Annotated in this window: 24 protein-coding genes and 3 tRNA genes; 17 read left to right on the forward strand and 10 right to left on the reverse strand. The window is 71.8% G+C overall.

The genetic code is table 11. From position 1 onward, the window contains the following. Window position 1: 1 nt before the first annotated feature. The 4 genes from AC3EUJ_RS11030 to AC3EUJ_RS11045 all read left to right on the forward strand — a co-directional run bounded on the left by AC3EUJ_RS11030 (window position 2) and on the right by AC3EUJ_RS11045 (window position 4,574). Window positions 2-1,567 (forward strand): complex I subunit 4 family protein, encoded by a 1,566-nt coding sequence (locus AC3EUJ_RS11030; RefSeq protein WP_431960902.1) that lies wholly within the window; start codon window positions 2-4, stop codon window positions 1,565-1,567. After that, window positions 1,567-3,075, forward strand: coding sequence for an NADH-quinone oxidoreductase subunit N (locus AC3EUJ_RS11035; RefSeq protein WP_431960903.1), 1,509 nt, complete (start codon window positions 1,567-1,569; stop codon window positions 3,073-3,075). Before AC3EUJ_RS11030 ends, AC3EUJ_RS11035 begins: the two co-directional genes overlap by 1 nt. Before the next feature lie 119 nt (window positions 3,076-3,194). Then, window positions 3,195-4,055 (forward strand): zinc metalloprotease HtpX, encoded by an 861-nt coding sequence (htpX, locus tag AC3EUJ_RS11040; protein ID WP_431960904.1) that lies wholly within the window; start codon window positions 3,195-3,197, stop codon window positions 4,053-4,055. Window positions 4,056-4,172: 117 nt separating this feature from the next. Continuing rightward, a complete protein-coding gene (locus tag AC3EUJ_RS11045) occupies window positions 4,173-4,574 on the forward strand; it encodes a YccF domain-containing protein (protein ID WP_431960905.1) in 402 nt (133 codons plus the stop codon). A 30-nt stretch (window positions 4,575-4,604) separates the two neighbouring features. Here the strand turns inward: AC3EUJ_RS11045 and AC3EUJ_RS11050 are convergent, their stop codons facing one another. The 4 genes from AC3EUJ_RS11050 to AC3EUJ_RS11065 all read right to left on the reverse strand — a co-directional run bounded on the left by AC3EUJ_RS11050 (window position 4,605) and on the right by AC3EUJ_RS11065 (window position 8,519). After that, window positions 4,605-5,987 (reverse strand): FAD-binding oxidoreductase, encoded by a 1,383-nt coding sequence (locus tag AC3EUJ_RS11050; protein WP_431960906.1) that lies wholly within the window; start codon window positions 5,985-5,987, stop codon window positions 4,605-4,607. A 76-nt stretch (window positions 5,988-6,063) separates the two neighbouring features. Further along, window positions 6,064-6,516, reverse strand: coding sequence for a flavodoxin family protein (locus AC3EUJ_RS11055; protein ID WP_431960907.1), 453 nt, complete (start codon window positions 6,514-6,516; stop codon window positions 6,064-6,066). Further along, window positions 6,517-7,839: a radical SAM protein gene (locus AC3EUJ_RS11060; RefSeq protein ID WP_431960908.1), complete on the reverse strand. Its 1,323-nt coding sequence runs from the start codon at window positions 7,837-7,839 to the stop codon at window positions 6,517-6,519. Between the two features lie 191 nt (window positions 7,840-8,030). Beyond that, window positions 8,031-8,519, reverse strand: coding sequence for a YajQ family cyclic di-GMP-binding protein (locus AC3EUJ_RS11065; RefSeq protein WP_431960909.1), 489 nt, complete (start codon window positions 8,517-8,519; stop codon window positions 8,031-8,033). Window positions 8,520-8,707: 188 nt separating this feature from the next. On the opposite strand from AC3EUJ_RS11065, the gene AC3EUJ_RS11070 reads away from it, so the two are divergent. Beyond that, window positions 8,708-8,789, forward strand: a tRNA-Tyr gene (locus AC3EUJ_RS11070). Window positions 8,790-9,454: 665 nt separating this feature from the next. Here the strand turns inward: AC3EUJ_RS11070 and AC3EUJ_RS11075 are convergent. Both AC3EUJ_RS11075 and AC3EUJ_RS11080 read right to left on the reverse strand, forming a co-directional pair. Further along, window positions 9,455-9,733: a hypothetical protein gene (locus tag AC3EUJ_RS11075; protein ID WP_431960910.1), complete on the reverse strand. Its 279-nt coding sequence runs from the start codon at window positions 9,731-9,733 to the stop codon at window positions 9,455-9,457. Between the two features lie 212 nt (window positions 9,734-9,945). After that, window positions 9,946-10,641, reverse strand: a complete 696-nt coding sequence (locus AC3EUJ_RS11080; RefSeq protein WP_431960911.1) for a hypothetical protein — start codon at window positions 10,639-10,641, stop codon at window positions 9,946-9,948. A 280-nt stretch (window positions 10,642-10,921) separates the two neighbouring features. Between AC3EUJ_RS11080 and AC3EUJ_RS11085 the strand changes: the two genes are divergently transcribed. From AC3EUJ_RS11085 to AC3EUJ_RS11095, 3 genes are all read left to right on the forward strand, one after another. Further along, complete coding sequence (locus AC3EUJ_RS11085; RefSeq protein ID WP_431960912.1) at window positions 10,922-11,080, forward strand: hypothetical protein; 159 nt, start codon at window positions 10,922-10,924, stop codon at window positions 11,078-11,080. 239 nt (window positions 11,081-11,319) lie between these two features. Beyond that, the gene (locus AC3EUJ_RS11090) at window positions 11,320-11,871 is read left to right on the forward strand and encodes a DoxX family protein (RefSeq protein ID WP_431960913.1); all 552 of its coding nucleotides are present in this window, start codon (window positions 11,320-11,322) and stop codon (window positions 11,869-11,871) included. A gap of 154 nt (window positions 11,872-12,025) precedes the next feature. Then, window positions 12,026-12,271, forward strand: a complete 246-nt coding sequence (locus tag AC3EUJ_RS11095) for a hypothetical protein (RefSeq protein WP_431960914.1) — start codon at window positions 12,026-12,028, stop codon at window positions 12,269-12,271. On the opposite strand, the gene AC3EUJ_RS11100 is transcribed toward AC3EUJ_RS11095, so the two are convergent. The 3 genes from AC3EUJ_RS11100 to AC3EUJ_RS11110 form a co-directional block, all read right to left on the reverse strand. Beyond that, entirely contained in the window at window positions 12,241-12,708 is a 468-nt protein-coding gene (locus AC3EUJ_RS11100; protein ID WP_431960915.1) for a nuclear transport factor 2 family protein, read from the reverse strand. The two genes, AC3EUJ_RS11095 and AC3EUJ_RS11100, sit on opposite strands and share 31 nt — an antisense overlap. A gap of 471 nt (window positions 12,709-13,179) precedes the next feature. Continuing rightward, window positions 13,180-13,842 (reverse strand): SDR family oxidoreductase, encoded by a 663-nt coding sequence (locus AC3EUJ_RS11105; RefSeq protein ID WP_431960916.1) that lies wholly within the window; start codon window positions 13,840-13,842, stop codon window positions 13,180-13,182. Window positions 13,843-13,870: 28 nt separating this feature from the next. After that, window positions 13,871-15,115: an amidohydrolase family protein gene (locus tag AC3EUJ_RS11110; protein WP_431960918.1), complete on the reverse strand. Its 1,245-nt coding sequence runs from the start codon at window positions 15,113-15,115 to the stop codon at window positions 13,871-13,873. 213 nt (window positions 15,116-15,328) lie between these two features. Here AC3EUJ_RS11110 and AC3EUJ_RS11115 point away from each other — a divergent pair. The 7 genes from AC3EUJ_RS11115 to AC3EUJ_RS11145 all read left to right on the forward strand — a co-directional run bounded on the left by AC3EUJ_RS11115 (window position 15,329) and on the right by AC3EUJ_RS11145 (window position 18,926). Then, window positions 15,329-15,401: transfer RNA gene (locus AC3EUJ_RS11115), tRNA-Thr, on the forward strand. Window positions 15,402-15,447: 46 nt separating this feature from the next. Beyond that, a tRNA-Met gene (locus tag AC3EUJ_RS11120) sits at window positions 15,448-15,520 on the forward strand. Between the two features lie 88 nt (window positions 15,521-15,608). After that, on the forward strand, window positions 15,609-15,773 hold the full coding sequence (rpmG, locus tag AC3EUJ_RS11125; RefSeq protein WP_004571794.1) for a 50S ribosomal protein L33: 165 nt from the start codon (window positions 15,609-15,611) through the stop codon (window positions 15,771-15,773). 99 nt (window positions 15,774-15,872) lie between these two features. Then, a complete protein-coding gene (locus AC3EUJ_RS11130) occupies window positions 15,873-16,325 on the forward strand; it encodes an FAS1-like dehydratase domain-containing protein (RefSeq protein WP_431960919.1) in 453 nt (150 codons plus the stop codon). A gap of 3 nt (window positions 16,326-16,328) precedes the next feature. Further along, window positions 16,329-16,763, forward strand: coding sequence for a MaoC family dehydratase (locus AC3EUJ_RS11135; protein WP_431960921.1), 435 nt, complete (start codon window positions 16,329-16,331; stop codon window positions 16,761-16,763). Window positions 16,764-16,841: 78 nt separating this feature from the next. After that, window positions 16,842-17,405 (forward strand): TetR/AcrR family transcriptional regulator, encoded by a 564-nt coding sequence (locus tag AC3EUJ_RS11140; protein ID WP_431960922.1) that lies wholly within the window; start codon window positions 16,842-16,844, stop codon window positions 17,403-17,405. A 78-nt stretch (window positions 17,406-17,483) separates the two neighbouring features. Beyond that, window positions 17,484-18,926, forward strand: coding sequence for an MFS transporter (locus AC3EUJ_RS11145; RefSeq protein ID WP_431960923.1), 1,443 nt, complete (start codon window positions 17,484-17,486; stop codon window positions 18,924-18,926). 116 nt (window positions 18,927-19,042) lie between these two features. Here the strand turns inward: AC3EUJ_RS11145 and AC3EUJ_RS11150 are convergent, their stop codons facing one another. Beyond that, window positions 19,043-19,525 (reverse strand): winged helix-turn-helix transcriptional regulator, encoded by a 483-nt coding sequence (locus tag AC3EUJ_RS11150; RefSeq protein ID WP_431960924.1) that lies wholly within the window; start codon window positions 19,523-19,525, stop codon window positions 19,043-19,045. Between the two features lie 118 nt (window positions 19,526-19,643). Between AC3EUJ_RS11150 and AC3EUJ_RS11155 the strand changes: the two genes are divergently transcribed. Together AC3EUJ_RS11155 and AC3EUJ_RS11160 are read left to right on the forward strand one after the other, a co-directional pair. After that, window positions 19,644-20,813, forward strand: a complete 1,170-nt coding sequence (locus AC3EUJ_RS11155) for a thiolase family protein (protein WP_431960925.1) — start codon at window positions 19,644-19,646, stop codon at window positions 20,811-20,813. Between the two features lie 57 nt (window positions 20,814-20,870). Beyond that, on the forward strand, window positions 20,871-21,926 hold the full coding sequence (locus tag AC3EUJ_RS11160; RefSeq protein ID WP_431960926.1) for a UDP-N-acetylmuramate dehydrogenase: 1,056 nt from the start codon (window positions 20,871-20,873) through the stop codon (window positions 21,924-21,926). The last annotated feature ends 91 nt before the right edge of the window (window positions 21,927-22,017 follow it).

The following is a 22,017-nucleotide window of genomic DNA, read 5'->3' on the forward strand; positions in this document are numbered from 1 at the left end:
CGTGAACGACACCGTCCTCCAGTACGTCCTCGCGGCCGCCGTCGTCCTGCCACTGCTCGGCGCCGCGGCCGCGCTGCTGCCGGCCCCGCCCGGCCTGAAGGGGAAGAACCCCGACCAGGCCGTGCTGCGCCACGGCGTCACCGTCACCGGTCTCGTCCTCGTCCTGAGCATCGTCCTCGCCGCGGGCTTCGACCACGACCACCCCGCGACGATGCAGGCGAACACCGACATCAGTTGGATCCCGGCGCTCGGCATCCGCATCCACCTCGGCATCGACGGCATCAGCCTCCCCCTCTTCGTCCTGACCGCGCTGCTGACCTTCCTCTGCGCGCTCTACAGCTACTTCAAGATGCCCGCGGGCCCTTCCCCGAAGGCTTTCGTGGCGCTCCTGCTCCTCCTGGAGACGGGCACGCTCGCCACCTTCTCGGTGCTCGACCTGCTGCTCTTCTTCCTCGCCTTCGAGACGGTCCTCATCCCGATGTACTTCCTCATCGCCCGCTGGGGCGGCGAGAACCGGGAGAAGTCCGCCCTCCGCTTCATCCTCTACACACTGCTCGGCTCCGTGATCATGCTGCTCGGCCTGCTCCTCATCGGGCTGAAGGCGGGCACATTCGACATGGTGGCACTCGCCTCTGACAACGGGTCGCCACTCAGTCACTCCACGCAACTGATCGCCGTCCTCGCCATCGGCCTCGGCCTCGCCGTCAAGGCCCCGATGTGGCCGCTGCACAGCTGGCTCCCCGACGCCCACACCGCCGCCCCCACGGTCGGCTCGGTGCTCCTGGCCGGGGTCCTGCTCAAGATGGGCACCTACGGCTTCGTGAGGATCCTGTTGCCGGCCGCACCCGAGGGCATGCAGACCTTCGCGCCCTACCTGGCCGCCCTCGCGGTCGTCGGCATCGTCTACGGGTCGCTGGCCTGCCTGGCCCTGGCCCGCCGCGGCGCCGGCGGCGACCTCAAGCGCCTCATCGCGTACAGTTCCGTCGGCCACATGGGCTTCGTGCTGCTCGGCATCGCCACCCTGACCACCACCGGCGTCAACGGCGCGCTCTTCGCCAACATCGCCCACGGGCTCATCACCGGCCTGCTCTTCTTCCTGGTCGGCGCGCTCAAGGACCGCTACGGCTCCACCGACCTGGACAGCCTCGCCGGGCAGACCGGCGCCGCGCTGTACGGCAAGGCCCCCCGCATGGGCGGCCTGCTCGCCTTCGCGGCCGTCGCCTCCCTCGGCCTGCCGGGCCTGGCCGGCTTCTGGGGCGAGATGCTGGCGATGTTCGGCTCCTTCAAGCCCGCCCCGGGCCTGGACCGCGGCGCCTACCTCGTCTTCACCGCGGTCGCCGCCTTCGGCACCCTGCTCACCGCCGCGTACCTCCTCGTCGTCGTGCGCCGCGTCTGCATGGGCGACCGCGACACCGTCCAGGCCGCGCCGGCGCTCGCCGACGTCCGGGGCTACGAGTTCGCGGCCTGGACCCCGCTGGCCGTCCTGACCGTCCTCGCCGGCCTGTGGCCCGCCGCCTTGCTCGGCCTCACCGACCCGGCCGTGCGCACCCTGCTCGGAGGCAGCTGATGAGCACCCTCGCCACCTCCGTCGTCCAGTCGGTCGACTGGGCCGCGATCGCCCCGCCCGGCATCGTGGCGGCGGCCGCGCTCGTCGTCCTGGTCGCCGACCTCTTCCTGCCCGAGGGCCGCAAGCAGAGCCTGGTGGGGATCACCCTGGCCGGCCTCGTGCTGGCCGGGCTGAGCCTGCTGCCGCTGCTCGACGGTGACCGCACGACCTTCTGCCTGGTCGGCAGCCCCGGCGACTGCTCCTATGTCGCCGACCACTTCACGCTCGTCGTGCAACTGCTGGTCCTGGCCGGGGCGCTCGTCACCGCCCTGCTGTCGGTGCACACCCTCGACGAGCTGCCTCCCGGCGAGTTCTGGTTCCTGCTGCTCTCCTCGGCCTCCGGCGCCGCCCTGCTGCCCGCCTCCCGCGACCTGGCGACCCTCGTGATCGCCCTGGAGGTCACCACCCTCCCCTCGTTCGCCCTGGTCGGCCTGCGCCGCGGCGACCGGCTGTCGAGCGAGGCTGCCCTGAAGTTCTTCCTGTCCTCGGTCGCCGCGACCGCCGTCACCCTGCTGGGCGTCAGCTTCGTCTACGCCGCCACCGGCACCCTCCACCTGGAGGCCATGGCCAAGGGGCTGCAGGGCGTCGACCCTCGCCTGGACACCCTCGCCGCCGCCGGCGCCGCCCTCACCGTCGTCGGTTTCGCCTTCAAGCTCGCCGTCGCCCCCTTCCACTTCTGGGTGCCCGACACCTACACCGGCGCCCCGCTCCCGGTCGCCGGCTACCTGTCGGTCGTCGGCAAGGCCGCCGGGTTCGCCGGCCTCATCCTCGTCACGGTCGTGGCCTTCCGGCCGTACGCGCACGTCTGGGGCCCGGCCGTCGCCGTCCTGGCCGCCCTCACCATGACCGTCGGCAACGTCGCCGCCCTGATGCAGCGCCCCGACCGCCCGCGCAGCGCGGTCCGCCTGCTGGCGTGGTCGTCCATCGGCCAGGCGGGCTACCTGCTGGTCCCGATCGCCGCGGCCGCGTACACCGACCCCGACCGCCAGATCGGCACCACCCTCGCGTACGCGCTGATGTACGGCGCGGTGAACCTCGGCGCCTTCGGCGTCGCCGCGCTCGTCGCCCGCACCGCGCCGCAGAACCGGCTCACCGACTACCGCGGCCTCCACAGCGGCCACCCGCTCGCCGCACTGGCCATGGCCTTCTTCCTGCTCTGCCTGGCCGGTCTGCCGCCGGGAGTCATCGGCCTGTTCGCCAAGGTCGCCGTCTTCTCCTCGGCCGTCGACGCGGACCTCGGCTGGCTTGCCGCCGTCATGGCCGTCAACGTCGTCATCGCGCTCGTGTACTACCTTCGGTGGACGGTCCTGCTCTTCGCCAAGCCCGCGACCGAGCAGGCCGCCGCCGCGCGCCCGTCCCGCCCGCCGCGCCCGCTCAGCGCCGCCATCGCGCTCACCGCGGTCGTCGGGATCGTGCTGTCCGGCGCACCCCAGCTCGTCCTCCGCTTCGCCTCCGCCACCCTGCTCTGAGCACCCGGTGGAAGGTGCACAAGGGAACTAACGCCCTTCCGGTGGCGTTGCCCCCTTCGGGAGGTTCTCCTTGAACGAGGAGAGAAGGTCCTCCTGATGCACAACTTGGAGGGTGTACCGTGCACCGCCGGCACAACGGCCTGAAGACCGCCGCGCTCCTGGGCGGAATGTCGGCTCTCATCCTGATCATCGGAAGTTTCTTCGGCCGTACGGGACTGATCGTCGCGCTCGTCGTAGCCCTCGGGACCAACGCCTACGCGTACTGGAACAGCGACAAGATCGCACTCCGCTCCATGCGCGCCCGCCCGGTCAGCGAGTTCGAGGCGCCGGCGCTCTACCGCATGGTGCGCGAGCTCTCCACCTCCGCCCGGCAGCCCATGCCGCGGCTCTACATCTCCCCGACCGAGGCCCCCAACGCCTTCGCCACCGGCCGCAACCCGCGCAACGCCGCGGTGTGCTGCACCGAGGGCATCCTGCGCCTCCTCGACGAGCGCGAGCTGCGCGGCGTCATCGGCCACGAGCTGAGCCACGTCTACAACCGCGACATCCTCATCTCCTCCGTCGCCGGCGCTCTGGCCTCCGTGGTGATGTTCCTCGTCAACTTCGCCTGGCTGATCCCCGTCGGCCGTTCCGACGACGACGAGGGCCCCGGCCTGTTCGGCCTGCTCCTGATGATGATCCTCGGCCCTGTCGCCGCCTCCCTCATCCAGCTCGCCGTCAGCCGCTCCCGCGAGTACGAGGCCGACGCCTCCGGCGCCCGCCTCACCGGCGACCCGCTCGCCCTCGCCTCCGCGCTGCGCAAGCTGGAGACGGGCACCAAGCGCGCCCCGCTGCCGCCCGAGCCCCGGCTGGAGACCACCAGCCACCTCATGATCGCCAACCCGTTCCGCCCCGGCGACGTGTCCAAGCTCTTCTCGACCCACCCCCCGATGGCCGAGCGCATCACCCGCCTCGAGGAGATGGCCGGCTACCGCCGCTGACGCGTACGTGCGGCCCGGCCCGCGCGCGGGTACGGGCCCCGTGGGGGGCGGCTGTCGGAGCTGCGGCTCCCGCCCACCTGACGGGCGGGGCCCCCGGGCGCATGGGAGGCTGGGCCAATGAAGGCGGTCAACATCGTCCTGAACGTCGTGTGGCTGGTCATCTGGGGCCTGTGGATGGCCATCGGCTACGCCCTGCTGGGCCTGCTGATGTTCATCTTCATCATCACCATCCCGTGGGGGATCGCGTCCCTGAGGATCGCCAACTACGTGCTGTGGCCCTTCGGCCGCACCACGGTGGAACGCCGCGACGCGGGGGTCGGGTCACTGCTCGGGAACATCATCTGGCTGATCTTCGCGGGGATCTGGCTCGCCATCGGCCACGTGCTCGCGGGCATCGGCTTCTGCCTGACGATCATCGGCATCCCGTTCGGCATCGCGAACTTCAAGATGGTGCCGATCTCCCTGGTGCCGCTCGGCCGCGAGATCGTCCCCGTGGACGCCCCCTACGCCACCCGCTGAGCCGCCGCCCCGCGCTCCCCGGCCGGGGGCTCAGCCCGGCTCGATGTTGTGGTTGAGCCGGAAGACGTTCTCCGGGTCGTACTCCGTCTTCACCTGGGCCAGCCGCCCCAGGTTGTGCGCGCCGAACCCGGAGATCACCCGGCCCTCGCCCTCGTCGCCGATGAAGTTCAGGTAGACCGCCCCCGAAGACCACTGCCGCAGGTCGGCGCGGATGTCGTGGGCCCACCGCCGGGCCCGCTCGTCGTCCGCCGGGTCCGCCCACAGGCCGAACGGGTGCACGACCCACGGCGCCCGGCGCCAGGGCAGCGGGTAGTCGGCGGGGGCGCGCGCCACGGCGCCGCCCACGGGGAACAGCACGTGCTGGGAGGGGGAGGGGACCACCATGTCCCGGGCGCGCGCGCAGAAGCGGTCCACGGCCTCGTCCGGGAAGTCGTCCAGGTACTCAGCCGACCAGTAGTTCCGGTAGCCCGGCGGGTCGTCGAGCATGCACTGCAGGTCCGCGTACGGCAACTCCGTCACCAGGCGCCCCTGCGGCCCGAGTGCCAGCAGCGGCTCCAGCACCTCGCGCGCCGTCTCCCCGGTGCCTGCGTACGTGACCAGGACGGCGCAGGTGAGCGCGCCCACCAGATGCTCCGGCACGAACTCCTCCGGCGGCCCGGTCAGGAAGATCAGGCCCCCGCCCATCTCGTCCGGCGCCGACGACAGCAGGCTGCGGTAGGCGCGCAGCACCTCGGGGCCGGCCTCCGGCGGCCACAGCAGCAGGGCCATGGTGACCGCGGGCAGCGGGTAGAGCCTCAGCGTGAGCGAGGTGGCGACGCCGAAGTTGCCGCCGCCCCCGTGCAGCGCCCAGAACAGCTCCGCGTTCTCGTCCTCGGCGGCCCGCACCAAGGTGCCGTCCGCCGTGACCAGTTCGGCCTCCAGCAGATTGTCGCAGGCCAGCCCGAACCTGCGCTCCAGCCACCCCGATCCGCCGCCGAGGGTGAAACCGCCCACCCCCGTGGTCGACACCCGGCCCCCGGTGGTGACCAGGTCGTACGGCTGCGTCGCCCGGTCCAGGTGGCTCATCGTGGCGCCGCCGCCGACCCGTGCCGTACGCGCCGCCGGGTCCACGACCACCGCGTGCATGCGCCGCAGGTCGACGACGATGCCGCCGTCGGTCAGGGACGTGCCGGCGACGCTGTGCCCGCCCCCGCGGACGGCGACCTCCAGCCCGTGCTCGCGGCCGAACCGGATCGCCGCGGCGACGTCGTCCACCGTCTCGCACAGGGCGATCACGGACGGCCTCCGGTCGATCATCGCGTTGAACAGCGTGCGGTTCTCGTCGTACGACGGGTCGCCCGGTGCGACGACCTCGCCCGCGAAGCGGGAGCGCAAGCCGTCCAGGGCCGCGTCGTCCAGGATGTGGGGTGCCATCGGTGCCGCCCCCTCTCTCCACCTCCACGGTAGGACGGGGGCACGGGCCCGGCATGTCGGCGCCGGGCCCCTGCGGTCAGTCCGCCAGCCCGGCGGCCAGGGTCGCGCCCAGCTCCCAGCAGGCCTGCAGATCGGCCTTGGAGGGCTCCCCGGTGACCGTCACCTCGGCCGCCGCCTGCTCCCAGCCGAGGCCCGTGGTGATCGACCGGATCCCCCGTACCGTCCCCGTCACGTCGCTGCCGCCGTGCACGTAGTAGCCGAACGGGCGCCCGCGCGTGCTGTCCAGGCACGGGTAGTAGACCTGGTCGAAGAAGTGCTTGAGCGCCCCCGACATGTAGCCGAGGTTCGCCGTCGTGCCCAGCAGGTAGCCGTCCGCCGCGAGCACGTCGGAGGCGGTCGCCGCGAGGGCGGCCCGCCGTACGACGTCCACCCCCTCGATCTCGTCGGTGGTCGCGCCCGCGACCACCGCCTCGAACATCGCCTGCAGATTCGGCGACGGCGTGTGATGCACGATCAGCAGGGCCGGCACTCAGCTCACTCCGACGGGCGCCGACGCCGGCAGGCTGTCCATGAACGAGCTCACCGAGAACACCGCGTTGCCGGGGCCGGCCGGGCCGTACCCGGGCGGCGAGCTCAGCCCGTACTCCTCCAGCGTCGCGCGGTACACGTCCAGCAGGCGGATGTGGTACTCCAGCGGCGCGCCCTCCGGGTTCGCCTTGCCCAGGGGGGTCGTCGGCTCCGGGCACCAGGTGGTGAAGCGCGGGGTGATGCCCCGCGACATGAAGAAGCGCAGGCCCTCCGCCGTGGAGTCGATCGCCTCCCCGACGGTGGTGAAGCCGAACGGCTCGGCCATCTCCACGCCCGCCACGAAGTTGGGGATCACGTTGCGGGGTCCGAAGATCTCCGCCGAGTCCAGGATGCGGCGGTGCCACTCGTCGCGGCCGACGTAACGCTCCTTGCCGGGGCAGTACAGCTCGAACAGACGGCGGTCCCACACCTCGTAGTTGGGGTGGTAGATCTGCACGCCGTAGTCCTTGAAGCGCTGCACGTCCTCCTTGGGCAGCGCCTGCGCGACGACCTTGCCGATCCAGCGGCCCGGGAAACGCTCCTCGATGGCCTTGGCGTAGTGGCCGTAGAAGTCCGCCTCGTCCCGCCCGGCGACCTTGGAGGTGATCGCCCCGCCGGTGAGGGTGTACGCGGTGGAGGTCTTCGCCTCGTCGTACTTGTCGATGATCTCCAGCGCCTCCAGCACCTCCTCGACCGGCTTCACCCCCGTATAGGGGCGGCCTGCCGCCTTGTGCTGGCGCCAGTTGTGGTTGATGTCGCAGTACTGGCACTCCTCCTTGGCGCCGAAGTACTGACACACACGGAAGACCGTCAGGTAGATCAGGTAGCCCCACTGGATCGTCGGCGCGACCTCCATCACCGACTTCCCGTTCTCCAGGGTGTGCCGGTAGTACGCCGGCATCGGCGGCAGGCCGACGTCCGCGATGCGCACCCCGTCGAGGTACAGCCCGAGCACCCCGCGCCCGCCCGCCCGCACGCGGTACGGCGAGGCAGGGTTCACCCGCACCGACACCACCGTGCGGCGCAGGTCGTACGGCCCGCCGGTGAGCACGATCTCCTCCGGCGGCCGCTTGAGCGCGGCGGCGCCCAGTTCGGGGAGGGTGCGGTGATCGAAGGAGAAGATGAAGTACGACTTCGGTTTGACGTCGCCGTCCTCGTTGCCGCTCAGCGCGGACTCGTCGAACGCGATCCCGCCGCGCAGCAGGTCCTCCTTGATGACCGCCTCGCGCGGGACGTGCGGGAAGCGGCTCATCAGGTCCTCGACCAAAGCGGTGCGGCTTTGCATGCCCGGCTCCATCCTCGAGACGCTGCCCCGGGTCCGCCGTCGACCGGCGGGACGGTCCCGGGGAGACCTAACAGGAAGACACTACGCACCTGCGGCGGCTTCCCGGGCGGCACCCTCCGAATGCGCCCCGAAGTGCGCGTGGCAAAGGCCCCGGCCGCCTCTCCCGGCCGGGACCTCGGGCTGGACCTCGCTCAGCGGTAGTTCACGAACTGCAGCGCGAAGTCGAGGTCCTTGCCCTTCAGCAGTGCGATGACGGCCTGCAGGTCGTCCCGGCTCTTGGAGCTGACGCGCAGCTCGTCGCCCTGGACCTGCGCCTTGATGCCCTTGGGCCCCTCATCACGGATGATCTTGGCGACCTTCTTGGCGTTGTCCTGCGAGATGCCTTCCTCGATGGTCGCGAAGATCTTGTACTCCTTGCCGGACAGCTGGGGCTCGCCCGCGTCCAGCGACTTCAGGGAGATCCCCCGCTTGACCAGCTTGGTCTCGAAGACGTCCAGGATGGCCTTGACCCGCTCCTCGGAGTTGGCCTGCATCAGGATCTTGTCCCCGGACCACGAGATCGACGCGCCGACGTTCTTGAAGTCGTAGCGCTGCGAGATCTCCTTGGCGGCCTGGTTGAGGGCGTTGTCGACCTCCTGCCGCTCGACCTTCGAGACGATGTCGAAACTGGAGTCGGCCATCTTCTGTTGGCTCCTTGGCTCTGATCCGTCAGGTCCGCGACCCACCTCCGGGTCGCCCCCGCAAGCCTAGCCACCGGACCCGCCCGGAGCGCTGATCAATAGGGTGGCGAAGCACCCCCGCGCATCGGGTATTGTTTACGACGTCGCCACGGGGACCGCACACAAACGGCCCGCGGAGACACTTCCCAGGCGGTGTGCCCGAGTGGCCAATGGGAGCGGACTGTAAATCCGTCGGCTTAGCCTACCCAGGTTCGAATCCTGGCGCCGCCACAGTGGAAACACAGCCCCTGAGCTGCGGAAACGCAGACCAGGGGCTGTTTTGTTGTGCCCGAAAGAGCCATTTCGGTGTGCCGGGTTGTCTCATCCGGACACGCTGTCTACCAGCCTTTCTGGACCACGTGTGGGCCGGCATCCGGGATGAGAACCAGCGCAGGCGCCTCTCGGCGGGATCTGCTGCGAAGGCCGGGAGATCCCGCCGGAGAGTGCGCGTCGTGACGTTCCCTGCCGGCCGGCGCTCGGTGGGCCCGAGGGGCACCGGGGGCGAATCATCAGCAGTCCTGCGGTTGGACATCCGATCCAGACAGCTTGGCAGCCCGTCCCCGTTGTAGACGCCATCGCGCATCCCTGGATCGGCGGCATGCGATCGGCAAGGTCGTCGGTGACGGTGGTGTCCAGGACGGCCCGCAGTTCCCCAGGAACGGGGCCGTTGGTCAGGCACGGCCATTGGCGCCGGGCACGGGCGTCGATGAGGACGCAACCGGGGTGGTGGCCGACTTCTCCGTGCCGCCGTTGCCGCTGCACCCGGTGATCAGGGGCACCGCGAGAAGCGCGGCGGCCGTGATCGCGGTGACGCATCCGTGGCCGCGTATGGGGGAGGGGACTGTCGACGTGGTGGTGGCCGGCTGCGGGCGGGGAGCTCCGGGATCTGTGCGTGATCAGGACGCGTGGGGGACGCGCTCGGTGACCTTGCGGGCCTTGCGGGCCTTGCCACGGCGCAGGAGCAGGAAGGCGACCTTGAACACGACGACGGCCAGGACGGCGCCGAGTGCCCAGTGCTTCCAGGGGCCGGACGTCAGAAGGAGCCCGCCAAGGCCCAGGTGGGCGGCGACGGCCAGTACGACGACGGCGGGGATGCCGAGCTTCGCGCCGTGTCGGCGGCGGGGTGCGGCCTGGTGGACGTCGATGGTTCCGTGGGTGCCGGAGCGGCTGTCCACCGTGCCTGCGTGTGTGCGCGGTCGGTTCAGGTACCGGGCCGGGTGGCCGGTACGGACGTGATCTTCCGGTCGCCGCGATCGCTCGACGCCCATGAGGGGAACCCCCGCCTTCCGCGGTTGGTGTGCTCTTCGTCCATGAGGACAGGTCGGCGACGCGAGATGTGACACTCGGCCATGGGGCGGGTTCCCGGAAGGAATCCCCTCCTGCGGGGTCAGCGCCACTCGGTGTCCTGGGTGAGGCGCTGGTGGTGGGAGTCGTATTGGTCGACGGTGGTGATGGTCTTGCCGTTGGGTATGGCGACGGCCCAGGCGCGGTAGTGGGTGCCGGGGACGGTGATGGTGGTGGCCTTGAGGTGGGTGCCGTCGGTGAGGTTGACGATGCCGTAGGCGATGTCGGCCTCGGGGTTGGAGACCATGAGGCGGGAGCCGGTGGTTCCCTTGCCGTGCAGGCCCCACAGGCCCATGTCGCCGGAGCCTGCGGGGTCCTGGGTGCCGTTGACGGGCTGGCAGTCGGACCAGGGGCCGCCTTGGTGGTCGATGCGGACGCCGCCGATGTACATGCGCTGGCACAGCAGTGCGGTGCCGCGGGCGGGGGTGCCGACGGGGCTGGTGGGGAGTTCGTAGCCCTGCGGCAGGGTCCGGTGGAACTCCAACGCCACCGACCAGCGGAGACCGTCCACCCGGCCCTTGCCGATCAGCTGCGTGACGACCTGGGGCGTCTGCTTCTTCGGCGCGGCGACCGCCTTGGCGGCCACGGCGGCGGGTGCGCCGGCCCGGTCCGCGGCCGGGGCGGACGGAGCCGACGGGCCAGAGGGTGACGCCATGGCGGAGGCGCCGAACGTCACGGCGCCGATGGCGACCGCTGCGGCGGCGGCCACGCCCGCCTTCCTGGCAATACTGAGAGCCACGGAGCATTTCTCCTTTGAAGCTGCCACCCGGCACCGCGCCGGGCGGTCCTTGACGGCCGGCGCGGTGGGCCCGCGCGCCGGCCCGCGGTGGCCACCGGATGCGGTGGCCGCCGCTTGGATGTCTGTTCGTAGGTACTCCCGAATGCGCGCGGGGGGTTGCACGGTCGCGCGACTTCTTTCGGGGGAAGCGGTCGGTTGCCGCGGCATAGGGTGCGGTCCGGCGGGCCCCGCGGATCCCGCGGGCGAGCACCGTCTGGCCACGATCCGCCCGGGTACCGCCGTGCGGTACCCGGGTGAGGAGCGGGGCGCGGGCCGGCGCCACCCCTCGGCGGAGGCCGCCGACCGGTCCGGCCGGGTTCTGGCCTCCGCCCTCGCGGTCCCCTTCCACTTCGCGAGTCCGGACACCCCGGACGACCAGGCCCCGCGCCTGCGGCTCTGAGCGACGCGAGGCCGGAACCTGACCACCGGGGGGCAGCGGTCGGCATTTCCGTCATTTACGGATGAGGTGTACGAAAGAGGGGAAAGTGGTTGAACGCGGCACGCGGCTGTCGCGTACCTCCTCGAGTGGGAGGAGGGATGCCTGTGTGATCCGCGGTCACTGCACCAACACGCTCCACCGGTCCCCTGGGGTCGGCCGGCGCCGTACGTCGGGGGCACGGGGGCAGAAGAGGGTTCCCCATGAACTACATAGCTGAGCGATTGCGCCCTCCGCCGCAGACCGAGGAAGCCGTATCGGCGCGGCCGCCGGTGACCGCCGGTGATTGCGGTCTGCTGCTGATCCGGCTCACCATCGGTGTCCTGATGGCGGGGCACGGGCTCCAGAAGCTCTTCGGGTGGTTCGGCGGCCAGGGGCTCACCGGCACCGGCAAGGGCTTCGAGGCGCTGGGCTACTCGCCGGGGAAGGTGTACGCCGCCATCGGCGGGGCCTCGGAGTTCCTGGGCGGCGTGGGCCTGGCGCTGGGGCTGTTCACCCCGCTCGCCGCGGCGGCGCTGATCGGCGTGATGATCAATGCCATGGTCACGGTGACCGGTGCCCGCGGGCTGTGGGACGAGCAGGGCGGCATCGAGTACAACCTGGTGATCACCGTCGCCGCCCTCGGTGTCGCCGCCATCGGCCCCGGGCGCCTCGCGCTGGACCGGTACTTCCGCTGGGGCAGGGGCGGCTGGGCCGATGCCGCAGTCGCGCTGGGCCTGGGCGGCCTGGGGGCCATCATCGTCCTGAACCTCTAGCTGGGCCGGCCCTCATGCCGGCGGCACACTGCCACGACCCCGGGGGGCCCGGGGTCGTAGAACGTCCTACGCCCCTGGCGCTGCCGCAAGCTCACCCCTACGAGTGACGCGTGAGGCGTGCGCAGAAAATCGAACACGTGATTGAATTCCGTGCATGGCCAACACCGTGTTCCCGCCCGATCTGGTGCAGGCGCAGCGCGAATGGCACCGCACCTATGCGCAACTCGCCGCGGAGCCCGCCCACGCGGCGATCCTGCGACGACGCCTGCTGTGGCTCTCCTGCCGGCTGTTCTGGCACCCGTACTGGCACACCGGCCCGGGCCGCTCGCCCGCGGCGCGGGTGGAGCTGCGCCGGCAGGCGCGGGCCGTTCAGAACCCGAGGTCGGACAGACCCGGGTGATCGTCGGGCCGCCGTCCCAGCGGCCAGTGGTACTTGCGCTCCGATTCGGCGATCGGGACGTCGTTGATGCTGGCCAGCCGTACGCGCATCAGGCCCTCGTCGTCGAACTCCCAGTTCTCGTTGCCATAGGAGCGGTACCAGTTGCCGGAGTCGTCGTGGCACTCGTAGGCGAAGCGCACCGCGATGCGGTTGCCGTCGAAGGCCCAGAGCTCCTTGATGAGCCGGTACTCCAGTTCCCTCGTCCACTTCCGGGTGAGCAGCGCGACGATCTCCTCCCGCCCGTTGACGAACTCGCCGCGGTTGCGCCACCGGCTGTCCGGCGTGTAGGCGAGGGACACCTTCTCGGGGTCGCGGCTGTTCCAGGCGTCCTCCGCGAGGCGGACCTTCTCGATCGCTGTCTCCCGGGTGAACGGGGGTGCCGGGGGCTTCATCGGCATGGTCTCTCCGTGACGTCAGGGGGATGGCGCTGGCCCGTCCCGATACGGTCAAGTGCAGCCCAGAGCCGGACTGATCGCATCTCGGCCGTTCCCCCACTACCCGTCCGCCCGTGCCCGCATCCCGCACCCGCGGAATTCGGGGGCCAGTGTTCTGTGGTGGGTGGTGGGTGGTGGGAGACCGAGAACGGTGATGAGCACCGCCCGGCAGAACACCACCAGGCCGATTCCCGCGAGCCGGACGCGCCGCGTGCGGGCCCGGCTGGGAACCGGACTGCTGTGACATCACGGCCACCCGGGAGATCGGCTTCGACGACGCCCACCAGTACGCGGCTTCACCAGGCCCCTCGACCAACGGTGCAGCGAGATCCGGCAGATGCACGCGGAAGCTGGCGCCAAGGCCTGCCAGGCCTGGAGGGACAAGCCCGGCCGCCACCGCTGCTGACGGCGTTCGCCCTTGCCCGGGAGCGCGGTTCAGTTGCCGGCGACGTCCTTCACCGCGACCGACACCGGGGTGTGACCCTCGATCAGTTCCAGGGTGAGCCCCGCCGTCGAGGGCGTGTCCAGCAGCTCCGCCAGGACCGCCGCGACGTCGTCGCGCGTCACCGAACCGCGTCCTGTCGAGGCGGCGAGCCGGACCCGCCCCGTGCCCGGGTCGTCGGTGAGCCGGCCGGGGCGCACGATCGTCCACTCCAGGTCGGCACGGCGGCGCACTTCGGTGTCGGCGGCGCCCTTGGCGCGCAGATAGGCGGCGAAGACCTCGTCGGTGCCGGGCCGCGGTTCGGCGTCGGCCCCCATGGCGGAGACCATCAGGTAACGGCGTACGCCCGCGCGCTCGGCCGCGTCGGCCAGCAGCACGGCGGCATCCCGGTCGACGGTCTCCTTGCGGGCGACGCCGCTGCCCGGCCCCGCGCCCGCCGCGAAGACGACCGCGTCGGCGCCAGCCAGCACTTGGGCCACCTCGTCCAGCGACGCCGACTCCAGGTCCAGAACGATCGGTTCGGCGCCGGCCTCACGCAGGTCGTCGGCCTGTTCCGGCCTGCGGATGATGCCTGCCACCTCGTCCTCGCGCGCGGCGAGCAGCCGCTCCAGCCGCAGCGCGATCTGTCCATGTCCACCAGCGATCACAGTGCGCATGCCACCGACGCTACGCCCGGCGTGCCGCTCATGCCGGGTCACGGCGACTCCTCGACTGACGCGGCAGGTCGAGGGCCAGGGTGTCGGTGTACTCGCGGACCGCGCTGGTCCGGGAGACGACCCGGCCGCGGTGGATGACGATCCGGCTGTACGCCAGCGACAGCGCGCTCTCCAGCCGGTCGGCCCGCACCGCGAGCAGTTCGGCGGGGAAGCCCGCCTCCACCCGTACCTCGGGCAGCCCCATGACGGCCCTTGCGTCCCGGCTCACCGCCTCGTAGGCATCCCCGGGGGCGCACTCGCCGTGCGAGGCGAGCAGGAAGGCCGCCTCCAGGGGGTCGCCGCGGCCGACGGGGTTGGTCAGGTCGCGCAGCGCGCCGCTGCCCGCGGAGATCCGGACACCGGCCGCCCGCAGGGTCCGCACCGGGGCGGTGCCGCCCCGGCGCACCGACTCCAGGGCGCCGCAGCCGCCCTGCGGGAGGGCGGTCAGCGAGACCCCGGCGGCGGCGAGCTGCCCGGCGAGGCGGACGGTGGTGTCGTCCGGGAGCCGGGCCAGGCCGCCGCAGGGGCCGAGGGTGACGCCGGGCCGCAGTCCCCCCGCCATCGCGGCGAGCCGGGAGAGCCGGGCCGGGTCGGCGGCGTCGGTGTGCAGGTCGACCGGGAGGCCGAACTCGGCGGCCACGGCGAGCACGGCCTCCGCGTATCCGCCCGGGTCCGGGTCGAGGTCGGGGCAGCCGCCCACCACGTCGGCGCCCATCTTGAGGGCGTCGCGGAGCACGGCGAGGCCGTCCGTGCCCGCGGGGCCGGTGAGCACCCGGGGGACGGCCACGGTCTGCACGTCGACCAGACCGCGCAGGGCGCGCCGGGCCTGCAGCGCCGCCTCCAGGGCGCGCAGGCCCTGTACGTCGCCGATGCGGATGTGGGTGCGGACCGCGGTCGCGCCGTGGCCGAGCTGGTGGAGTGCGCCCTCGGTGACCCGGCGCTGCACGTCCTCGTCGTCGTACGAGGGCGGGCCGCCGGAGCCGGCGGTCAGGGCGGTGTCGAGGTGGGCGTGCGGTTCCGCGGGGGCGGGCAGCAGGAGGTACCCGCCGAGGTCGACACGGGTGCCCTCGTGGAGGCTGCCGGCGGTGCCGACGGCCTCGATGCGGGCCCCGGCCAGGCGCACGTCGACGGTGCGGCCGTCGGCGAGACGGGCACCGCAGAGCAGGAGGGCGGGGGCTGGGGTGGCTTCGCCGAGCGGTGGGTCGGTGGGCTGCTGCGGCTGGCTGTCGGTCATCGCGCTCCTCGGGGCCGGAGGCAAGATCACGCGGTTCCGAGCCTAGGGCGCGGTGCCCGGTCCGTCCGGGAAGAGCGATTAGTCGTACTGGTGACGTCAAGTGACGTATGGGACCGAGCGGCTGGGGCGGCGGGGGTGGGTGGTGGTCCGGCGACTGCCCGCAAGATACGGATTTCACCTTCGGCGGCGGAGCGTGTAATGTCTTCCTCGCTCGCCCCAATAGCTCAGTCGGCAGAGCGTCTCCATGGTAAGGAGAAGGTCTACGGTTCGATTCCGTATTGGGGCTCTGGTGATCGGATGACCCGCCACCTGGCGGGTGATCTGTTCATCGAAGCGGCGTAGCTCAGTCGGTAGAGCAAGCGGCTCATAATCGCTGTGTCACCGGTTCAAGTCCGGTCGCCGCTACCCCGCGTAGCCGATTGTGGGATCGGTCCCTCAATCGGCTACTCTTTCCGTGTTCAAACCTTATTGCCGTTCGTCAAGGAGCACTCACGTGGCCGCCACCGACGTCCGCCCGAAGATCACGCTGGCCTGCGTGGAGTGCAAGGAGCGGAACTACATCACCAAGAAGAACCGGCGCAACGACCCGGACCGTCTTGAGATGAAGAAGCACTGCCCGCGCTGCAACGCGCACACCGCGCACCGCGAGACGCGCTGACACAGGCCCCAGACCGAAGAGGCCGCCCCTGACACCGGGGGCGGCCTCTTGGCGTTGGCGGACCCGCCGACGCGCAAACCACAGCTCCAGGAGGTGCCGATGGCGCTGGACCAGTCCTTCGTGGGGCGGACATATCCGCCCACCGCTCCCTACGAGGTGAGCCGGGAGAAGATCCGCGAGTTCGCCGAGGCGGTCGGTGACCCGAACCCGGTCTACACCGACCCCGACGCGGCCAAGGCCCTGGGCCACCCGGACGTGATCGCGCCGCCGACCTTCCCGTTCCTGATCACGTACAAGGCCTCGGGGCAGGTCGTCCTCGACCCGGAGCTGGGACTGGACTACGGCCGGGTGGTGCACGGCGACCAGAAGTTCGGCTACACCCGCCCCGTGCGGGCCGGTGACCGCCTGTCGGTGACGGTCACCATCGAGGCCATCAAGTCGCTCGCGGGCAACGACGTCATCGACGTCCGCGGCGAGGTCCACGACGAGAGCGGCGAGCACGTGGTGACGGCGCTGATGAAACTGGTGGCGCGCGCGCCGGAGGGTGAGTGACCGATGACGGCGAAGATCTCCTACGACGAGGTCGAGGTCGGCACCGAACTGCCGGCGCGGTCCTTCCCCGTGAACCGCGCCACACTCGTGCAGTACGCGGGCGCCTCCGGTGACTTCAACCCGATCCACTGGAACGAGAAGTTCGCCAGGCAGGTCGGTCTGCCGGACGTCATCGCGCACGGCATGTTCACCATGGCCTCGGCGATCCGCGTGGTGACGGACTGGGCGGGCGACCCGGGCGCGGTCGTGGAGTACGGGGTCCGCTTCACCAAGCCGGTCGTGGTGCCGAACGACGAGGCGGGCGCGCTGATCGAGGTCAGCGCCAAGGTCGCGGCCAAGCTGGACGACGACGAGCGCACCGTCCGGGTGGATGTGACGGCCGTCAGCGCCGGGCAGAAGGTGCTGGGCATGTCGCGCGCGGTGGTCCGGCTGGCGTAGCGGTGGGGAGAGGGCGGCGGGGACGTCCCGTCGCCTTCCTCTTGCCCACGCTTGTTATTGACTGATAACTTACTCGCCATGGCAGGCGACGGCATGCGGATGAGCGCGGAGGAGCGCCGCGAGGCGGCGATCCGCGCGGCGATGACGGAGTTCGGCACGGGTGGCTACAACGGCACCTCCACCGGGGTCATCGCCAAGCGCATGGGCGTGTCGCAGCCGTATCTCTTCCGGCTCTTCCCGAACAAGAAGGCGCTGTTCCTGGCCGCCGCGGCGCGGTGCGTCGAGACGATCGAGGCGCATTTCGAGAGGGCGGCCGAGGGGCTGGAGGGGGAGGAGGCGTTCGAGGCGATGTGCGGCTCCTACCAGGAGCTCATCGGGGGCGGCGACGTCCTGCGGATGCAGCTGCAGATGTACGTGGCCGCCGTCGACGACGAGGAGATCCGGGAGGCCTGCCGGCGCGGCTGGCTGGGCCTGTGGGACTACGTCAGGGCGCGCACAGGGGTGGGCGACCGCGACACGGCGGAGTTCTTCGGCACGGGGATGCTCGTGAACGTGCTGGTGGCGCTCGGTGTCCCACAACACGAGCGCGGCTGGGCGGGGATCGAGGACCTTTACGCCGACCGCTTCCCCGGGAAGGGCTGACGGGTCGCGTCGGCGTTCCCCGGGTCCAGGCGTGTCCATGAAAGTTATTGATCAATTACTAATCGGCTGGGGGAGTTCATGGCACAGCAACCGGCGGAGGCCAGGCGCGGCAGCGTCGTCTGGGCCCTCGTCATCACCAGCGTCGCCGGGTTCATGGCGGCGCTCGACAATCTGGTCGTCACCACGGCGCTGCCCTCCATCCGCGCGGACCTGGGCGGCGCCCTGGAGGATCTGGAGTGGACGGTGAGCGCCTACACGCTCACCTTCGCCGTCCTGCTGATGTTCGGCGCCGCCCTGGGCGACCGCTTCGGCCGCCGGCGCATGTTCCTCGTGGGGCTCGTCGTCTTCTCCGCGGCCTCCGCCGCCGCGGCGCTCGCCCCCGGCATGGGCGAGCTCATCGCCGCCCGCGCCGTCCAGGGCGTCGGTGCCGCGATCCTCATGCCGCTCACCCTCACCCTGCTCTCCGCGACCGTCCCGCCCGAGCGGCGCGGCATGGTGTTCGGCATCTGGGGCGCCGTCAACGGCCTGGCGGTCGCGGCCGGGCCGCTCATCGGCGGCTCGCTCACCGAGCACATCTCCTGGCAGTGGATCTTCTGGCTCAATGTTCCGATCGGTGTGCTCCTCCTGCCGCTCGCCCGGCTGCGGTTGGCCGAGAGCCACGGCCCCGACCCCCGGCTCGACGTGACCGGCACGGTGCTCGCCAGCGCGGGTCTGTTCGGCATCGTCTACGCCCTCGTCCGCGGCAACGCCGACGGCTGGACCAGTGGCCCGGTCCTCGGCGGCCTCATCGGCGGCGGTGTGCTGCTGGCCGCCTTCGTCCGGCACGGCATCCGCGCCGGCAACCCGATCCTGCCCATGCGGCTCTTCCGCAGCCGGGCCTTCGCCGCCGTCAACGCGGCCAGCCTGCTGATGTTCCTCGGCATGTTCGGCTCGATCTTCCTGCTCAGCCAGTTCCTCCAGGGCGTCGCCGGCTACTCCCCGACGGAGGCGGGGCTGCGCATGCTGCCCTGGACCGGCATGCCGATGATCGTCGCGCCCATCGCGGGCTTCCTGTCCGACCGCGTCGGCGGCCGGCCGGTCGTCGCCGCCGGACTCGCGCTGCAGGCGGTGGGCCTCGGCTGGTTCGCCCTGATCCTCGAGCCGGGCGTGTCGTACGCGGCGCAGGTGCCGGCGCTGGTCGTGAGTGGTGTCGGTATGGCGATGTACTTCGCCCCGAGCGCCAACATCGTCATGGGCAGCGTGCGGCCGGAGGAGCAGGGCATCGCCTCGGGCGCCAACAACGCCCTTCGCGAGGTCGGCGGGGCCCTCGGCGTGGCGACCCTCGCGGCGGTCTTCTCCGCCCAGGGCGGCTACGAGTCCGCGACGAGGTTCGTCGACGGCCTGACCCCGGCCCTGTGGGTGGGCGCGGCCGCCGTCGCGGCCGGCGCGCTGGCGGCACTGCTCGTCCCGGGCCGCCGTGCCGCGAAGGCCCCCGAGACGCTCCCCGTCCCGCCCAAGCCCCTGGTCGACACGGCATCCTGACGCCTCATCCGGCGCGCGTCACCACCGAACCGGTGGTGACGCGCGCCGGGCCGGGGCACCCACCCGGCGGGCAGCCGTCGCCCCGGCCACCCGGTACAGGGTCCCGAGGGGCGCGGTCAGCCGGACCCCGTACGCCCCGCGGGCGTCCACCCCTCACTCCGGATGTCGAGCGTCAGGTCGCGGTCGTGGACCTCCTCGCCGCACGTACGGCAGTACTCGACCGCGTCCACCGGATGGTCGTCCCGGTGCCGCAGGACGACCGGCGGTTCTTCCACCGCCCACTTGTCGCCCCACGCCACCAGCGCCCTGATGACCGGCGCGAGATCACGCCCCGCCTCCGTCAGGTGGTACTCGTACCGCGGCGGCCGGTCGCTGTAGGCGCGCCGCTCGACGATGCCGGCCTCCTCCAGGGCGCGCAGCCGCGCGGTGAGGCGGTCGCGCGGGGCGCCCGTGTTGCGGGCGATGGCGTCGAAGCGCCGGTTGCCGTAGAGGATCTCGCGGACCGCGAGCAGCGCCCACTTCTCGCCGACGACGTACAGCGACGCGGCCGCCGAGCAGGGGCGCCCCGGCAGCGGGGGCGCGGGTGTGGTCTGGCTCACCGCCCCAGTCTCACACGGCGGGTTGTGATTCCAAACCCACGCGTCCTACGCTCGGCGTCGGCATAGAGTTGGAAAATCAAACTAACTCCGCACCGCATTCGCAGGAGGCGAGAACGTCATGCGCGACGCCGTCATCGTCGAAGCCGTCCGCACCCCCATCGGCAAGGGCAAGCCGGGCGGGGCGCTCGCCGGGACGCACCCGGTGGAGCTGCTCGCCCACACCCTCAAGGAGCTCGTCGGCCGCAGCGGGATCGACCCGGCGCTCGTCGACGACGTCATCGGCGGCACCGTCGACCAGGTCGGCGAGCAGGCCATGAACACCACCCGCTGGGCCTGGCTCTCGGCGGGCTTCCCGGACTCCGTCCCGGCCACCACGGTCGACCGGCAGTGCGGTTCCTCCCAGCAGGCCGTGCACTTCGCCGCGCAGGGCGTCATCGCCGGCGCCTACGACGTCGTCGTGGCCTGCGGCGTGGAGTCGATGAGCCGGGTGCCCATGTGGTCCAACGTGACGCCCGGCGCGGACCCGTTCGGCCCCGGAATCGCCGCGCGCTTCCCCGGCGGACTCGTGCCGCAGGGCATCAGCGCGGAGCTGATCGCCGCCAAGTGGTCGCTGAGCCGCGAGGCAATGGACGACTTCGCCGCGCAGTCGCACCGCAAGGCCGCCGCCGCGTGGGCGGACGGGGCCTTCGACACCGAGGTGGCGCCGCTCGCCGGGCTCGGCACGGACGAGTCCGTCCGTCCCACGACCACCTCGCAGATCCTCGCCGGGCTGCGCCCCGCCTTCGCCGACCCCGGCTACGCCGAGCGCTTCCCGCAGATCGACTGGTCGGTCACGGCCGGCAACAGCAGCCCGGTCAACGACGGCGCCTCCGCTGTGCTGATCACCAGCAGCGAGACCGCCGAGCGGCTGGGCCTGCGTCCGCTCGCCCGGCTGCACAGCTTCGCGGTCACCGGCTCCGACCCCCTGCTGATGCTGACGGGCGTCATCCCGGCCACCGAGCGCGTGCTGCGCCGCGCCGGGCTGGACCTGGCGGACATCGACCTGTTCGAGGTCAACGAGGCCTTCGCCAGCGTCGTCCTCGCCTGGCTCCAGGAGACCGGCGCCGACCCGGCCAAGGTGAACGTCAACGGCGGCGCCATCGCGCTGGGCCACCCGCTCGGCGCCAGCGGCACCCGGCTGATGACCACCCTCGTCCACGCCATGCGGGCCCGGGGCGCGCGCTACGCGCTGCAGACCATGTGCGAGGCGGGCGGACTGGCCAACGCGACGGTCCTCGAGGCGCTCTGATCCGTACGGGGCGCGCGGCATCCATGGCGGGGCCGCCCGCCCCGTACCCTGAATGCCGTGCACGTACTCAACGACGCCCCGCTCGCGCCCCTCACCACCTTCCGCCTCGGCGGCCCCGCCACCCGCCTGGTGACGGCGACCACGGACGCCGAGGTCGTCGAGGCCGTACGGGAGGCGGACGCGTCGGGGACGCCGCTACTGGTCATCGGCGGCGGCAGCAACCTGGTGATCGGCGACGAGGGCTTCGCGGGCACCGCGCTGCGCATCGCCACCGGCGGCTTCGAGCTGAACGGCACCGAGCTGGAGCTCGCGGCGGGCGAGGTCTGGACGGACGCCGTCGCCCGTACCGTGGAGGCGGGCCTGGCGGGCGTCGAGTGCCTGGCCGGCATCCCGGGCTCCGCCGGGGCCACGCCCATCCAGAACGTGGGCGCGTACGGCCAGGAGGTCGCCAGCACGATCACCGAGGTGATCGCGTACGACCGGGCCGGCGGCGAGACGGTCGTCCTGGACAACGCCGCGTGCGCCTTCTCCTACCGGCACAGCCGATTCAAGGCGGACCCCGCGCGCTACGTCGTGCTGCGGGTGCGCTTCGCCTTGGAGGATGCCGACGGGATGTCCGGCCCGCTGAAGTACGCCGAGGTGGCCCGCGCCCTCGGCGTGGGCACCGGTGACCGGGTGCCCCTGGCCACCGCCCGCGAGACGGTGCTGAAGCTGCGCTCGGGCAAGGGCATGGTGCTGGACCCGGAGGACCACGACACCTGGTCGGCGGGCTCCTTCTTCACCAACCCGGTCCTCACCGAAGCCGGTTACGCGGACTTCCTGGCCCGTGTCCACGACCGGCTCGGCCCGGACAGCGCGCCCCCCGCCTACCCCGCGGGCGACGGCCGCATCAAGACCTCCGCCGCCTGGCTGATCGACAAGGCGGGCTTCACCAGGGGCTACGGCACCGGCCCCGCGCGGATCTCCACCAAGCACACCCTCGCCCTCACCAACCGGGGCGGCGCCACCACCGCCGACCTGCTCGCGCTGGCCCGCGAGGTCGTCGAGGGCGTCCACGCGGCCTTCGGGATCACCCTCGTCAACGAGCCGGTGACGGTCGGCGTGAGCCTCTAGCGCCGTCGGCGCTGAACGGGCGCACCCGGGTCAGGTGACGACGGCGTGCACTTCTGGGCAGGCGCCGCCCCGTACCCACCCCCCACGGGCC

The sequence above is a fragment of the Actinacidiphila sp. bgisy160 genome, from assembly GCF_057707815.1.

Bases quoted from the DNA above. Each gene is read 5' to 3' on its own strand.
- AC3EUJ_RS11145 (WP_431960923.1), top strand. From the start codon at position 17,484: ATGGCACAGCAACCGGCGGAGGCCAGGCGCGGCAGCGTCGTCTGGGCC.
- AC3EUJ_RS11155 (WP_431960925.1), top strand. From the start codon at position 19,644: ATGCGCGACGCCGTCATCGTCGAAGCCGTCCGCACCCCCATCGGCAAG.
- AC3EUJ_RS11060 (WP_431960908.1), bottom strand. From the start codon at position 7,839: ATGCAAAGCCGCACCGCTTTGGTCGAGGACCTGATGAGCCGCTTCCCG.
- AC3EUJ_RS11095 (WP_431960914.1), top strand. From the start codon at position 12,026: ATGGCCAACACCGTGTTCCCGCCCGATCTGGTGCAGGCGCAGCGCGAA.
- AC3EUJ_RS11090 (WP_431960913.1), top strand. From the start codon at position 11,320: ATGAACTACATAGCTGAGCGATTGCGCCCTCCGCCGCAGACCGAGGAA.
- AC3EUJ_RS11065 (WP_431960909.1), bottom strand. From the start codon at position 8,519: ATGGCCGACTCCAGTTTCGACATCGTCTCGAAGGTCGAGCGGCAGGAG.
- AC3EUJ_RS11130 (WP_431960919.1), top strand. From the start codon at position 15,873: ATGGCGCTGGACCAGTCCTTCGTGGGGCGGACATATCCGCCCACCGCT.
- AC3EUJ_RS11100 (WP_431960915.1), bottom strand. From the start codon at position 12,708: ATGCCGATGAAGCCCCCGGCACCCCCGTTCACCCGGGAGACAGCGATC.
- AC3EUJ_RS11135 (WP_431960921.1), top strand. From the start codon at position 16,329: ATGACGGCGAAGATCTCCTACGACGAGGTCGAGGTCGGCACCGAACTG.
- AC3EUJ_RS11105 (WP_431960916.1), bottom strand. From the start codon at position 13,842: ATGCGCACTGTGATCGCTGGTGGACATGGACAGATCGCGCTGCGGCTG.
- AC3EUJ_RS11035 (WP_431960903.1), top strand. From the start codon at position 1,567: ATGAGCACCCTCGCCACCTCCGTCGTCCAGTCGGTCGACTGGGCCGCG.
- AC3EUJ_RS11110 (WP_431960918.1), bottom strand. From the start codon at position 15,115: ATGACCGACAGCCAGCCGCAGCAGCCCACCGACCCACCGCTCGGCGAA.
- AC3EUJ_RS11045 (WP_431960905.1), top strand. From the start codon at position 4,173: ATGAAGGCGGTCAACATCGTCCTGAACGTCGTGTGGCTGGTCATCTGG.
- AC3EUJ_RS11050 (WP_431960906.1), bottom strand. From the start codon at position 5,987: ATGGCACCCCACATCCTGGACGACGCGGCCCTGGACGGCTTGCGCTCC.
- AC3EUJ_RS11140 (WP_431960922.1), top strand. From the start codon at position 16,842: ATGGCAGGCGACGGCATGCGGATGAGCGCGGAGGAGCGCCGCGAGGCG.